A 14893-nucleotide genomic window follows, 5' to 3' on the forward strand; every position below is an offset into this window, starting at 1 on the left:
CAGCAATCCCTACTTCTCGACCGTGAACTGGACGCGACGGTTCATCGCCTTCGCCTCCGGCTCGTCATGGGGAACGAGCGGTCGTTGCGCGCCAAAGCCCTTCGGTTCGAGCCGGGCAGCACTGATGCCGCGCATGACCAACTCATCAAGCACGCGCCGAGCGCGCCGGTTCGAAAGATCGACATTGTCGAACCCGCGCCGCTCGCCATCGAGATTGGCATGCCCCTCGACCGTGACGCGCACATCCGGGCATTGCTTGAGGATCGCGGATGCTTCCGCCACGGCCCGTTCCGTGGTCGCATCGAGCACGACCATGGCTGTGCCCTGGCCGAACAGCACGGACTGGCGCTTGGTCAGGGCATCGAGGTCGTTCTGGCACGTGTTGGGCGGTTCCGTCACGCAGCCGGTCTGGCGCAAGCCGATCTCCGCCTGGCCTGAAAAGCCCGCAGGCAGCCCGCTCGCGGCGCTGGTCTCGACCTCGCCCTTGATCAGCTCGCGGCAGGTCAACCCCTGGAGCTCGACCCTGTTATCGACCAGGCGCGCGGTGCCGAGATCCAGCCTGAGCAGATCCGTCACCGCGACGCGCGCCGCGCCTCCAAAACCGACGGGCGCGCCTGGCAGGATGCGGGTCTCGTCCAGAATCTTGCCCTGCAAGGGCGAGCCATCCAGCAATGCCAGAAGCGCCGAGCGCGTCTGTTCATCAGGCAAATAGCCGGACAGGCCAACGCCAGAGCGATCCGCCGAAATCGTAAGTCCATAGGGGCGCAGGCCAAGGCCGGCCAGCTCCGGCGCGCCGGTGAGGCCTCCCGGCAGGGGCTGCTGCCGGAGCGCCGCCTCGATCGCGCGCCAGGCCTCTTCATCGGCAATGGCACCGGACAGAGATGCCTGCGTTCCCTCGATGGAAACCACGCCGCCGCTCATCTTAGCCAGCAGATCCAGCAGGAAGCCGGTCGCCGTTCCAAAATCGGGAGCATCGCGCAGCTTCGCTTCGCCCGTCATGCGATCGGTGACCCGGCCGGCCGTCGCCCCCCGGCCAGCAGATTGCAGCACTCCCTGCCTCGCCGCCTCGTCGGGAACGAGGCCGCTCAGCACGACGCCCTGCTCGGTCTTCTCCGCCCGCCATTGCAGAGGAACCGTGCGCTCGGGCAGAGCGAGGACCGGGATGGGCGCCTTCACCTCACCGGCACTGGCGTGCGAGCTGCCGGGTGTTGGCAATTCACCGCGCTGAGACGCAGGGGGCGTTGAAGGCTCCGAAGGCGCTGGAGGCTCTGCCGGGACGAAGAGTGGAGGAATGTCCGGCAGGGGAGGCATGGGCGGAGGCGCCGGCGGGCAGATGATATTGGCCTGCGCAACCGAATCCGGCCCGTCGGTCTGTGCGATCAGCAGTTGCAAGGCCTGGCAGGATTCAAAATCCTCGGGCCCGTCTCCAGACAGCCTGTAGCTCCCGGCATCGAGCTCGGCCTTGCCGCTGCGGAGCCGGGCAAGATCGCCAATGGCGCGCGTGACCTTGGCCAGGAAAGCGCCCGGCTCGCCCAGGGCCGGCTTGCTTTGATCGTCGATGCGGGCGGGCTCGGGAAAGCTCTTTCGCAAGGCCGCTGAAATCTGTTGCCTGGCGTCATCCGACGGGTAGAAACCGGTGACGCCCACCCCACCATCCGCGCTCTTCTCCACAGCCCAGCGATAGGGCGTGATCGTCGGCGGCTCGAGGCTGCACTCGACTGGCGTGAATGCCCCCTGCCCGAGGGATCCGGTGGTCTCGCGCAACGCAAGGAAGCGCTCCGGCGTCGTCGCCTTGCCCTCGATGCAGAAACGCGTGTCGTCCAGCGCCACCTTGCCGCTCGAGAGTCCGGACAGCTCGCCGAGGATCTTCTGCGTCACGGCGGCAAAACCGGCGGGCGCGCCGAATGCGAGCATCTGGCGATCGTCGACGCGCAGTCCCGGCACGGCCGCACTCGCCGCAGCAATATTGGCAGTCGCCGTCGCCTCGTCGGGAACGAAGCCGCTCAGCGTCACCGCATCGCGCTCGCGCGTCGCCGACCAGCTATAGGGCTTCTGCGCGACGACCTGGGACAGGCCCCCGAGCGCCCGGCGAATGCCGAATTCACCGCGCAACTGCACCATGGCCTTGGCCGCGCCATCGGCCGAAAGGGCCTCCCCCCCGATCAGCACGTCGCGCCCGGCAACCAGCGCCATGACAGGTCTTGCGCCAGGCGCCTCGCCCGCAACCTGAGTCGCCACCGCTATGGCGCGGCGGCTGACATCGTCCTGGACCGCATCGTCGAGATAGAAATTACCGGCGCTCCAGAGCAGCGCCAGCGGCACGAGCCCCCATAACCAGTTTGCCGGCTGCGCCATTCCCGCTCCCCGCGTCGGCGCAGACTTGTCAGGCCCTTACCGATCACCGTCCCCACGCTGACAAGTCAGGACGGTTCGGATCACCATGTCAAGGGAGTGAGCCGGCCTAACCCACGATATCCAAACGAAAAAAGCCCCGGGTTTCCCCGGGGCTTCCGACTAGGATCGGAGAACCGATCAGAAGTCGCGCTGGATGCGCAGACGGCCGGTGAGGGCGTCGTCGCTCTTGATCAGCAGGTTGCCGTTGCGGACGCCGAAGTTGTCGACCTGACCGATGCGGTTCTTCAGCTCAACCTTGGAGTAGAGAACTTCCACGCCGATATCGAGACCCGAAACCGGGGTCCAGACGAGGTTGGTGCCGATGATGAACTCCTTCGGGCTCAGCTTGACCGGAACGTTCCCCTGCTGGGCGAAGAGGCCGTTCTGGATCGAGGCGCCCATGTCAAGTTCAGAGTACGAACCATAGATTTCCGAACGGATGGTCGGGGTCCAGTAGTGCTTCAGGCCAGCGGTGAGGGCGAAGCCCTTCGTCAGCTTCGAACGACCAGTGGTCTGGTCGATGACGATGTCCGCAGCGGCGAGGAAGCCGAGACGGCCGTAGCCATAGTTGCCGCCGTAGCCGAGGTAGGAGCCCATGCCCTCAGCGTAAGCTGCCTGCAACCACAGGACGTCGCCAGCGGCGAGCATCGGCAGGTTGAACTTCAGACCGCCCTGGATGGCCCAAGCGGTCTCGTCGCCGCCACGAATAGCGTTGACATTGCCAATGGTACCAGGCGCGAAGCTGGCAACGTTACGCTGACCGATAGCACCCGACAGCTGAGCGGAGCCCCAGCCCTGGGTCACGTTCAACGCACCGACGAGGTCCGGATACTCGCTGCCCTCGAGGACAGGAGCAGCGCCGTTGAAGGCGAGAGCGTTGCGGACGACCGCGTTACGGCCGGCCAGGCGGTCTTCGAGCGAGATCGTCGCCGAGAAGCCCGAGCCGAAGGTCGCGGTGTAGGCCAACAGGTTCGGGCTGTTGTCCGAGCCGCGCAGCGAGCTGAAGCCGAGGTCGTTGGCGTAGAAGTCGAAGAACGACTGCGCGCGACCAGCGGTGATCGGTCCGAACTGGATGAAGCCCTTGTCGAGGCTGATGCCGGTCGAGTTGCTGTTGGCGCCAGCAGCGCCGTTCGCGAAGATCGCGCCGGAGTTCAGCGCGCCGTAGCCGTACGGGCCGGTCGAAACCGTCACGTCATAGCGGATGAAGGTGCGCAGGGTGCCGTAAGCGGTGGCGGTGCGCAGGTCGATGTTCAGACGACCGCGAGCGCGGGTGCCGTACGAATCCTGCAGGTCGCCCCAACGCTCGCCGAAGGTGTACTCAGCGCGGAGACGGCCGCCGATGCGAAGGCAGCTATCGGTGCCCGGGATGTAGAAGAAGCCGCTGCCATAGGCGGTGCAGACGCGAACGTATTCGACCGGAGCGGCCTTCCGCGAGGGAAGATCGGCGGCCTGAGCCCCGGCGACCGCGGCGAAGCCGGCGGCAGAACCGAGGAGGAGGCTCTTAACGAGCTTCATTGGTAACCTCCAAAAGAGTTTCGAGACCCTCGGGCTTCGGCGTGTTCTTGACGATCGGCCCCAGGAGACCAAACCGGCGAACCCGCCTATCCCGGTCTTTCGCCCACGTCCCTGAACCATTCAGAGGCGAAGACGAAAAACAGCGACCGGGAACGTCCCGACGCATCTTCACCATACGAATGCCGTGTGGCCGATCAACCGAGATCACGCCGCCGCGAGGCCCAAGGGGGTGCTTTGAAACCCGGTGTTGCAGGCGCGCCACGCTTTGAGGGTCGAAATTTACCAGCCATTAACCGCGCGCCCCGGCTGGACCTGTCCTGAAGGCAAAAGGCGGCAGAATCACGGCCTGTTCGAATCGGAATCGGCGACTCAGCTGCAGGCATCCGGAACGGAGCGCCCTGGCGCGGTCAGTATTCCCACTCGGCGCCGACGCCGACGGCGGCGCTGCCATCTGCACCGGACTCGGCCTGGATGCGAAGCCGCTTCGTTACATCGATGCCGATCGAGATGCCGCTATCCTCGGGCTTGGCGCCGGCCTTGATTCCGATCGAGACATTGTCGCCGATATAGCGGGAGACACCGACGGTGGGGCCGCCGGCACCCATCTGGATATCGAGATTGTCGACGCCGAGCGACTTGCGCAGCTTCTCGAAGGCATCGTCGCCGCCGGTCCCCGCGAATTGAGCGGCCGTCTGCGCCAGTTGCAGGGCCTGGAACGGCGAGAGCGAGCCGGAGGCACGGGCAAAGAGCAGACGCGACAGCACCTCGTCCTGCGGCAGCTCGGGCTGGGAGGTGAAGGCGAAGACGGGCTGGTCCGCTGGCCCTGTGACGAGGATTCGCGCGGTCACGTCCGAGGCGCGGGTCTCGGCAACGAAATCGAGCTCCGGAATCACCCCACCCGTGAAAGTCAGTCGGCCGCGACTGAAATCGAGCCGCTGGCTCGCGACCGACAAGCGGCCGCGCCGCAGATCGAAGCCGCCATCGAGCACGGGGGCAGAGAGCGTGCCGCCGACGCGCAGCTCGCCACCAAGCTCGGCGTCGATCCCGCGTCCACGGATGAAGACGCGGTTCGGCGCAGAGATGGTCACGGCGAGTGCGGCATCGAAGGCAGGCGCCGCCCGCCCGCCCCGGCCGGCGTTGCGCACCGCCTTGCGTTGCGCGGCAAGCCGCACAGCCGCAGCGCCCTTCGCATTGACGTGACGAATTCCGTCGACGGGACGCAATGAGGCCGGCAACCGGTCCGGCACCGCGACATCGAGCGAGATGATATCGACACGCCCATCGACGCGCGGGCGCTGCGCCAGGGGACCGGCAATCGCGAGATTGAGGTCGGCGACCGATGTCACGATTCCGTTCGAGACAAGCTGGGCACGGCGTCCCTCGATTCTGATCTCGCCCGGGAAACCGGCGGCGGGGTCGACGCGGACCTGGCCCGACGCCGACAACGTGCCGCCATTGGCCGCGCGGGCAACCGCGCGCTCAATCCGCAGATTGTCGCCATTGGCAGCAATGCGCGCTTCGATCCCGGTCAACCGCACGCCCTGGAGAGCGTCGGTGAAGCTGCCATTGGCGAGGGTCGCAATGCCATGCAGTTCGGGCGCGGCCGCCGTGCCGCCGGCCCGCAGGTCGAGCGTCACTGCGCCGGTCAGCCGCTGCCCCTGCGCCGCGAGCAGTGCATTGGCGAGAGCAGCGTCGAGCTTGCCCTGAACAGAAAGAGCAAGCGCACCGCTTGCGCTCAGGGGCGCCGTGCCACGAACCGCGAGATTGGCGCCGCGTCCGGCCGTCAGCGTCGCTTCGACGCTGGTCTGCCGGCCAGAGAATTGACCGTTGCCGCTGATCTCGACCGGAGGCAGGCCGGCACTCCGGGTTTCGGGTGTGACCAGCCGCGCGATCCGGATCTGCCAGGGACCGGCGAGATCATCCGGCTTGCCGGAAATCTGGGCCTCGGCGTTCAAGGTGCCGGACAGATCGAGCTTCGGGGCTACCAGCTTGACCGCCGAAAGCGGGATGTCCTTCGCATTCACGCGCAGATCGAGCGTCTCGCCCGCCCGGCCATCAAGACTGAGCCGGCCGGCATCGATGGCGAGCACGAGCTTCGAGATCTCGACACCGCCAGTGGGGAAACTCAGCGAAGCGGGGTTGGCGAGAGTGATGCGCTTGCCCTCGCGCCGGGCATCGAAGGAAGCGATGTCGAGCCGCAGCGGATCGCCGGGAACAAGCTGGCCAGCGCCATTGAGCGTGAAGCCCCGGGCATTGGCGCTGAGGGTGAAGGCGCTCGCATCCCGCCCGCCCTTCGAATCGAAGCGGATCGCGTTGATCGCCTCGCCGGAGATAACCGCGCGATCGATGGCGATCGCGGCGTCGATCGCCGGGCGGCCATGGAGATCCGTGGCTCCGACGCTGGCATCGAGCTTGTCGAGCGAGACCCCGGCGGCATTGATGCGCGTGCCCTTGGCTTTCAGGTCCAGGTTCTGCCGCCCCTCGACAAGAGCGAGCGTGAGGTCCGCATCAAGCTGTCCGCCGAGCCTGGTGAGGGCCAGGGCCGAGAGATCGTCGAGATTGCGAGCGGCGAGCGTCAGCCGGCCGGCGGCCCGCCTGGCCTGGTCGAGCGTAACCGCGCCGGTCAGCTTCACCGAGCCGATGGCGAGATCGAGCTTCGAGAGGTCCCAGGCATCGTCGGGCAGGCGTGCGAATTGCAGTGTGCCGGTCGCGGGCTTGCCCTCGATCTCCCCGGCGAGCGTCGCCCGCGTCTCGAGCGCGCCCTGCAGGTCACGGATCGCGGCATCGATCGACAGCCGCGGAATCGGGCGACCGAGCGCACTCGCATTGGTCACCGCGATCCGTGCCGAGGCGTCGAGCTTGTTCTGCGGTCCGGTAAGCTGTGCCGTGACCTCGCCCTTGCCGGAGAGGCGTGGATCGGCCCGTTTCAGGTCAGGCAGCGAGATGGCGGCCCGCAGATCCGAGCGCTCGCGGCCGATGCCGCCATCGGCGGTGAAGGCGACATGTTGCCCGGCGAGACGCAGGCCACTGACATTCACGCCGCCATCGGCCAGCGTCCCGACCCGCCCGGCAAGCGTCAGGTTGCCGGCGAGCAGGCGGTCGAGCGCCGGCTCCCCGGTCCCGATCTGCTCGCCGCGGCCATCGAGGCTCGCAGAATAGATGTTCTGGCGCGGCACCGCATCGAGATCGGCGCCGAGTTGCGCCTTGCCTGAAAGCTTGCGGCCGGCAAGGCCGCTGAGGCGCGAGAGATCGGGCAGGACCGCGCGCGCCTGCCCCAGGATACGCGCCTTGCCGAGCTGCCCCTTGTAGTCGAGTTCCACACCGGACATCGCGAGCCGCAACGTCTCGAAATCGACACTCCCCTCGCCCCGCCCTGTCCCGCGCAGCGTGAAGATGATGCGCTCGCCGACGACGCGGGCGATCTTGGGATCGGCCAGGGCCACGCCCGTCGCCTCGCCGTCCGAGACAAGCGCGATGCGCGTGTCGGCATTGCCGATCGATCCGTTCGGCGTCGCGGTGAACTTCGCCACGAGCTTGCCAAGGCGACCGGCCGGCAGGCGCAAATCCTGCGCGTCGAGCGAGGCGACGACGCGCGGCCCGTTCACCGGGCCGTTGACGGTGGCATCCAGAGCCAGTTTGCCGATCTCGCTGCCGGCGGCAACGGTGCGGCCATTGGCATTGGGCACGGCTGCAGCCGTGACGCGAATATCGAGGTTCTTGTCGGCCCCGTAGCGGCCGGCGACATCGAGGCGCGCCAGCGCCGAGACAAGGGCGATGTTGCGCAGGTCGACGGCACCGTCATCGACGAAGCCGACCGTGCCGTCGAGACGGGTCGAGCCGGCAAAGATCGGTGCGGCCGGCGCCGGCATCAGCCCCTCGATGCGGGCATCGAGCGCCAGGGCAAGGTCGCGGCCAGTACCGACGCGCGAGAGATTGGCCGAGCCTTGCGCCCCAATGGTCGGACCGGCCGTGAAGGTCAGGGTCGAGCGGAAGGCGTCGAGCGGGCCATCGCCATTGAGGTCGAGCTTGACCGGGGGCTGGTCCGGAAGATCGGCGACACGCGCGATCAGGCCACCCTGCGGCTCGTCGACCTTGCCGGCGATCTGCAGGCGAGTGGTCTGCGGCACGAAACCGAGCCTGAGCGTGTACTCGCCCGGCGCGTCGAGACGGCGCGCCTCGAGACGCAGCGACAGCCCCTCGGATGGAGCGCCCAGCGATGCTGCCCCGGTTGCGCCCAGCCGGGCCGGCACGCCGACGATCGGGGCGCCCAGCGACAACTCGTTGAGCTGGAAGGCGGTGATGTTCACCTTGACCGGCAATTCCGGCAGGAGCGGCTGGTCGCTGGTCGGCGCTGCGGCTGGATCGGCGATCGGCTTGCGCAAAATTTCGAGCTTGCCGATCTCGAGCCGGTCGACCTCGAGCCTGCCGAGCAGCAGAGCCGTTCGCGTCCAGATCAGCCGCACGCGGTCGACCCTCAGCCAGGCACCGTCACGATCGGAGAGAACCACATCGCGGATCGTCGCGTCTGACGACAGCGCGCCGTCGACCGCACCAATCGAGACCTGGCTGTTCGGTGTCGACAACGCGCGCGAGATCAGGTCGGCCAGAACCCCGCGATCATTCTGGGCATTCTGGGCAAAGCCGCCGAAGCGCGCCGAGACGACCAGCCCCGCGACCAGCAGCAGGGCGAGAAGCGCCAGGCGCGAAAGGGTAAGCCGGTTGCGCATCAGAAGGCCTGCCCGATGCTGATATAAACCGCGACCGGCTTGTCGCCCTTGCGCGGATTGAGCGGGGCGGCGACGTCGAACCGGATCGGGCCGATCGGCGTATAGTAGCGCAAGCCGAGGCCGGCCGACATCCGCAGCGCTTGCTTGAAGTTGGGGAAGCTGTCCTCGAACGCCATGCCGGCATCAAAGAACGGCACGATGCCGATGGTGTTGGTGATCTTGATCCGCGCCTCGACCGAGCCTTCGAACAGGCTGCGCCCGCCGATCAACTGGTTGTCGGGGCCTAGCGGCGACAGCGTGCGATAGGCGTAGCCGCGCACCGAACCGCCGCCGCCCGCGTAGAAGCGCCGCGTCGCCGGGATCTCGTCGAGCGCGGCACCGGCCAGCGAGCCCAGGCCGATGCGGCCGGCCAGCACGTAGCGGGCATCCTCATCGAGGGCATAGTAGGAGGAGATCGCGGCCTTGGCCTGGACGATGCCGACGGTCGAGCCAAGGAAGGTCGGGTAAGGCGCCACCGAGGCTGTCAGGCGAACGCCGCGGGTCGGATCGAGCAGGCTGTCGGTCGAATCGTACCTCACCGAAAGCGGGATGCCGACGAGGGTGTAGGTGATCTGGCCGAGGACGTCGCTGGTCTGGCCGCGCTCGACCTCGAGCCCGGCCTGAACCGAGAAGGTGTCGCTGAAGCGCCGGCGGATGCTGGTAGTGGCATTGGCGTAGCGGGCCGTATAGCCGCCATAGCGATTGGTGCCGACACGCTCACGCGTCGCGAAACCGTCGACCAGCAGGTCGTAGCGGGTGCCGTTCAGCGCCGGCTTCATGAAGCTGAAGGCAAAGCGCCCGCCAATATCCGACTGCTCGAAATCGCCGAAGCTCTGGATCTTGGTGCCGTCGATGCGCGGGGCGAGGAAGAGATCCCCCTCCAGCCTGAGCCGCTCGGCGCCGCCGAAGAGATTGCGATGCTCCCAATAGGTCCTCACTGCGGGGCCATCGATCGTCGAGTAGCGGGCCGAAAAGCCGATCAGCCGTTTCGGCCGCTCGGTGATATCGACGAAGATCGGCAGGTTGCCATTGACGTCGAGCCGATCGGCCTCGCGGATGCGGGCTGAGCCGATGGCGGGAATCGAGGCGATCGATTTGCGCGTGTCGGCCAGCGCCTTGGGCGAATAGGGGTCGCCCGGCTCCAGGTAGATGAAGGAACGAACGACATGGGGCGGGACATCGACCGTACCCTCGATCCCGACATCACCGAAACCGGCGACCGGCCCGGGCTCGACGACATAGGTCACATCCATGATCTTCGCCGCGTGATCGACGACCGGACGCAACGCAACCACCCTGGCGAGCGGGCGCGACTGATTGCGCAGGTAATCGACCAGAGACGACTGCGCGGAACGCAAGGCGGCGGAGGTCGCCGGATCGCCCGATTTCAGGCGCGCGACCTTGTAGGGATCGGCAATGGCGCCGCCCCCGCCCTTGCCCTGCTCGACGACCTCGACATTGCGCAGGCTGAAGAGCGGGCCGGTCGCAACCCGCACGGTGACCGGCGCCGGCGCCTTGTTGCGATAGGCCTCGAGCGCGCGCACCAGCGCCGGGCCCGGCTCATTGCCGAGGCGCAGACCGTTGCCGTCGACCGCGATCGTCACATCCGCGTTGAAGTAGCCCTGCGACCACAGGGCATCGATCAGCGGGTTGAGATCGGCGACCATGCGCCGGGCCAGGGTCTCGCCATCGGGCGGCGCATCCTGCCTGAGCCGGTAAAGCAGCGAGGCGTCGCGCAGCGTCTGCGTCAGGGCCTTGGCATCGGTGGCCCCGCTCACGTCGAACTCGAGCTGATAGGGCAGCGTCGTGCTGCTGACCGCAGGCGGCTTATCCTTGGAGCCGAACAGGCCGAATATGTCGAGCGAGGAGAGGTCGAAAGCCCCGGCAGGCACCGGCTGGATCGCAAGCATAGCGGCGAAAGCGAAACCGCCTCCGCCTGCAACCCCGCGCACCCTACGCCGCAAACCCCGCATCAATCCTCCAACGCAACACTATCAAGACCAATAGAATGAGATGATTTTGTGGTCATGCCTCGTCATGACCACAATTCTGCTCGTCAAAGCTGTCCCTGGCACTCCTGCCGCCCGGGATAATTGCCTCGGGCCGCGCGGCGAAATCGGGCTCGATTGCAAGCTGCCTCGCACCGACGTCAGGCGAGCGCGAAGGAAATCGCGGCCAACGGATCGAGCCTGGCGATGACCGGGCCGAGATTGGGCGCCAGAACACCGCCGCAAAGGCTGCCGGTGGTGATGATCTGGCCGGCCACGAGGCCGCCAAGCGCACTCTCGGTCTCACGATTGGCCCAGGCCAGCACCGGGGTCAGCGGGTCGCCATTGGCGTGGTAAGCAGGCTTGTCATAGAGAACGTCACCGTCGAGCTCGACCGTGCAGGTGAGATCCGCGACCTCGTCGAAGACCTCGAAGGGAACGTCCTGGCCGATCAGATAGCCGCCATGGCCCATGGCATCGGCCAACCAGAGCGGGAATGGGACATGGGTCCAGTCGGCGATACGGCTTTCGATGATCTCGATGCCGACGAAGGCGCTGTGGCAATGCTCCAGAAGTTCGGCCCGGCTATAGGGTTTGCCGGGACGGCGCGGCATGTCGCGCCCGAGTCTGATGGCGAGCTCGACCTCGAGCCGCAGCTCGGCTCCGGGCACCGAGCGATAGGTATCGCCGGGCTTCAGGAACGGCCCGGGCATCAGTCCGACGAGCCCGCGCCCATCCGTGATCGAGACCTTCCAGCCGAGATGCGCATAGCCCATGTCGCTGCTGACATCGGCCTGCACGGTCAGGGCCGATTCGAGGTCGGCTGGAACGGGAAGCGTTTCGATGTCGACCAGGCTGCGGCTGCGGCGCGCCCGCACAAAGGCTTCACGCAAGGAGGTTTCGGTCGTCGTCGGCATGCGTCTCGCCCCTGTCGGTCTGAGCCTGTGGATGTGCATCGTGCACAGGAGGCCCGGTGATTGCCAAGCTGCTACTGCAGCACGGCGCCCTTGAACAAGATGCGCGTCAGCAGCGCCCCTGATCCTTCGCCTCCTGCCGGATCATGACCGGAGGCTGCTCCATCAGATCAGACGAACATGAATCGAAGGAGAACGTCATGAGCCCATCGCCCAATGACCGGCGCATCGACTATGTCGAGTTCGTCGTTTCCGATCTCGGCCGGGCGCGCGCCTTCTACGAAAAAGCCTTCGGCTGGACGATGACCGAGTACGGCCCGGAATACTGCGCCTTCGCCGACGGCCGTCTCGAAGGCGGATTCACCACCCAGGGCACGCCGCAGCCCGGCGGGCCGCTGATCATCCTCTATGCCGATGATCTTCCCGCGTCGCAGGCGCGGGTCGAAGCCGCAGGCGGGCGCATCGTCAAGCCGGCCTTCGATTTCCCCGGCGGGCGGCGTTTTCACTTCGCCGATCCGGACGGCTACGAGCTCGCGGTCTGGACGAAGGCATAGGCGCCTCGGTCCGAAATCCCGGGCAAGACGCCGCATTTCGTGCTAGGGTTGCTTCTGCAAATGTGGAGGCAACCCATGCGTGCCATCGAGCAGTTGCTGTCGGCCTATATCACCTGGCTGTCCCGGGTGTTCCAGGTGACGCCGGAATTCATCACAAGAGACCGTCGCGGCAACCTGCCGCCGCCATCGGGCGGCATCGGGTCCTATTGACCCGACGCTGATCGTCTCTCAGGCGGGCGCCGCAGCGGCGCGCCGCCTCATTTCCCCCAGCGCAGCGCCAGCGGGTCGAGTTCGCGCGCCAACTCGATCAGGCCCTCGCGGGTCTTCGGGTGCAGCGGGGTCAGCGGGTGGCGGACGGCCTCGCTCCTGATCACGCCGCCCTCCTTCATCACCGCCTTGGCCGAGCGCAGGCCGCATTGGCGGTTCTCGTAATTGATGATCGGCAGCACGTCGCGATAGAGCGCCGCCGCCGTCTTGCGATCGCCCGAGGCATGCGCGGTCAGGATCGGCTTGATCAGGTCGGGGATCATGGCGCTGGTCATCGTGCCGGTCGCGCCGGCATCGAGATCGGCCATCAGCGTGATCGCCTCCTCGCCATCGAACGGACCGACGACCGCCTCGCCGCCCGCCTCGATCAGGGCGCGCAGCTTGTTCGCCGTGCCGGGAACCTCGATCTTGAAATAGCGGACGAGCGGGACCTCCTTCGCCAGCCGCACCATGAAGGGAACCGTCATGGTGACGCCCGAAAGCGGCGCGTCCTGCAGGATGACCGGAAGGCCACAGGCATCAGTGACATGCTTGAAATGCTCGACCATGCCCTGCTCGTCGGCCTTGAGCAGCGCACCGTGATAGGGCGGCATCATCATCAGCATCTTCGCGCCGGCATCCGCCGCGGCCTTGGCGCGCTGCGCCGCGATCCGTGTCGAGAAATGCGAGGTCGTGACGATCACCGGCACGCGGCCGGCGACCTGTTCGATCGAGAGACGCATGACCTGGTCGCGCTCCTCGTCGGTCAGCAGGAACTGCTCGGAGAAATTGGCCAGGATGCAGATGCCGTCGACGCCCTGATCGACCATCAGGTCCATGACGCGCCTGTTGCCCTCGATGTCGAGGTCGCCATTGTCGTGGAAGATCGTCGGAGCGATCGGCAGAATGCCCTTATAGGGTTCGGTCATGGTCGGACTCTGTTTTCGCTAGGAGATGGAGGATCGAGGCAACGGTCAGGCCGGGCGCGTGGCGCGGCCGCCCTTGAGACGACGCAGGCCTGAGCCGAGCAACGGCATGACCAGCAGCAGGACACCGATCGACATCAGGGTCGAGACCAGCGGGTTCGACCAGAAGATCGAGAGCGACCCTTGCGAGAAGATCATCGATTGCCGGAACGCATCCTCGGCCTTGTCGCCGATGACCATGGCGAGCACCAGCGGCGCGATCGGATAATCGAGCTTCTTGAAGAGGTAACCGACGATCCCGAAGATCAGCGCCAGCCAGATGTCGAATTCCTTGCTGGCCACGGTGAAGGCACCGATGAAGCAGATGATCACGATCAGCGGCCCGACGATCGAGAACGGGATGCGCAGGATCGAGGCGAAGAGCGGCACGGTCGCCAGCACGACGATGACCGCGACGACGTTGCCGAGATACATCGAGGCGATCAGGCCCCAGACGAAATCCGGGCGCTCGATGAAGAGCATCGGGCCGGGATTGAGCCCCCAGATCATCAAGCCGCCCATCATCACGGCAGCCGTCGCCGAGCCGGGAATGCCGAGCGCCAGCATCGGCAGCATCGCGGCCGAACCAGCTGCGTGGTCGGCGGTCTCGGGGGCGATCACGCCCTCCGGCTCGCCCTTGCCGAACTTCTCGGGATTGCGCGAGGAGCGCTTGGCCATGGCATAGCTCATGAAGGAGGCCGCGGTCGGGCCTCCGGGCGTGATGCCCATCCAGATGCCGATGACGCTGGAGCGCAGCAGGGCCAGCCAGTAGCGCGGCAGCTTGGCTGCGGTTTTCAGAACGTCGGTGATCCTGACCTTGGCGTGGACACCGTCGAATTTCAGGCCCTCCTCCATGGTCAGCAGCAATTCGCCGATGCCGAACAGCCCGATGACCGCGATGAGGAAGCTGACGCCAGCAAGCAGCACGTCGAGATCATAGGTCAGCCGGATGCTGCCGGAGACCGAATCCATGCCGACCGAGGCGAGCGCAAAGCCGACGCCCATCGAGACGATCGCCTTCAGGGGGGTGGCTCCGCCAAGGCCGATGAAGCTGGCAAAGGTCATGAAATAGACCGCGAAATACTCGGGCGAGGAGAATTTCAGCGCGAATTTGGCAACCCAGCCGGAGAGCAGCGTGATCAGGATGACGCCCGCCATCGCGCCGAAGCCGGCGGAGAGGAACGCGAAGGACAGGGCTTCGGTCGCCCTGCCCTGCTTGGCCATCGGGTGTCCGTCGAAGGTGGTCGCGACGGAGGACGGTTCGCCCGGGATGTTGAACAGGATCGAGGTGGTCGAGCCGCCGAAGAGCGCACCCCAGTAGAGCGAGGTCAGCAGGATGATCGCGGAGACCGGGTCCATCGAGAAGGTTAGCGGCAGCATCAGCGACACGCCGTTGGGCGCGCCGAGGCCGGGCAGGACACCGACCAGGATACCGAGCAGGACGCCCGCCATCATCAGCAGGATGTGGTGAGTGGTGAGCGCGACCGAGAAGCCGTGCATCAGGGAGGCGACATTATCCATGAGGCGGCACCGATCCGGAAAGGGAGATGA

9 protein-coding genes are annotated in these 14893 nt (G+C 66.6%); 2 read left to right on the forward strand and 7 right to left on the reverse strand.

The genetic code is table 11. The features are described from left to right. Positions 1-9 precede the first annotated feature (9 nt). The 5 genes from BIWAKO_RS01450 to BIWAKO_RS01470 form a co-directional block, all read right to left on the reverse strand. Complete coding sequence (locus BIWAKO_RS01450; protein ID WP_084651107.1) at positions 10-2355, reverse strand: OmpA family protein; 2346 nt, start codon at positions 2353-2355, stop codon at positions 10-12. Between the two features lie 177 nt (positions 2356-2532). Continuing rightward, a complete protein-coding gene (locus BIWAKO_RS01455; RefSeq protein WP_069877029.1) occupies positions 2533-3909 on the reverse strand; it encodes a porin in 1377 nt (458 codons plus the stop codon). 407 nt (positions 3910-4316) lie between these two features. After that, positions 4317-8636 (reverse strand): translocation/assembly module TamB domain-containing protein, encoded by a 4320-nt coding sequence (locus BIWAKO_RS01460; protein WP_069877030.1) that lies wholly within the window; start codon positions 8634-8636, stop codon positions 4317-4319. Continuing rightward, entirely contained in the window at positions 8636-10648 is a 2013-nt protein-coding gene (locus BIWAKO_RS01465; RefSeq protein WP_069877031.1) for an autotransporter assembly complex protein TamA, read from the reverse strand. The genes BIWAKO_RS01460 and BIWAKO_RS01465 overlap by 1 nt, the downstream gene beginning before the upstream one ends. Positions 10649-10824: 176 nt before the next feature. Beyond that, complete coding sequence (locus tag BIWAKO_RS01470; protein ID WP_069877032.1) at positions 10825-11580, reverse strand: fumarylacetoacetate hydrolase family protein; 756 nt, start codon at positions 11578-11580, stop codon at positions 10825-10827. A gap of 197 nt (positions 11581-11777) precedes the next feature. On the opposite strand from BIWAKO_RS01470, the gene BIWAKO_RS01475 reads away from it, so the two are divergent. Both BIWAKO_RS01475 and BIWAKO_RS37070 read left to right on the forward strand, forming a co-directional pair. Continuing rightward, a complete protein-coding gene (locus BIWAKO_RS01475) occupies positions 11778-12131 on the forward strand; it encodes a VOC family protein (RefSeq protein WP_069882069.1) in 354 nt (117 codons plus the stop codon). A gap of 75 nt (positions 12132-12206) precedes the next feature. Beyond that, a complete protein-coding gene (locus BIWAKO_RS37070) occupies positions 12207-12341 on the forward strand; it encodes a hypothetical protein (protein WP_274533572.1) in 135 nt (44 codons plus the stop codon). Positions 12342-12388: 47 nt separating this feature from the next. Here the strand turns inward: BIWAKO_RS37070 and BIWAKO_RS01480 are convergent, their stop codons facing one another. Then, complete coding sequence (locus tag BIWAKO_RS01480; protein WP_069877033.1) at positions 12389-13306, reverse strand: dihydrodipicolinate synthase family protein; 918 nt, start codon at positions 13304-13306, stop codon at positions 12389-12391. Positions 13307-13351: 45 nt separating this feature from the next. Further along, entirely contained in the window at positions 13352-14863 is a 1512-nt protein-coding gene (locus BIWAKO_RS01485) for a tripartite tricarboxylate transporter permease (RefSeq protein WP_069877034.1), read from the reverse strand. Positions 14864-14893: the final 30 nt, after the last annotated feature.

The sequence above is a fragment of the Bosea sp. BIWAKO-01 genome (genome assembly GCF_001748145.1).
Taxonomy (GTDB): Bacteria; Pseudomonadota; Alphaproteobacteria; order Rhizobiales; family Beijerinckiaceae; genus Allobosea.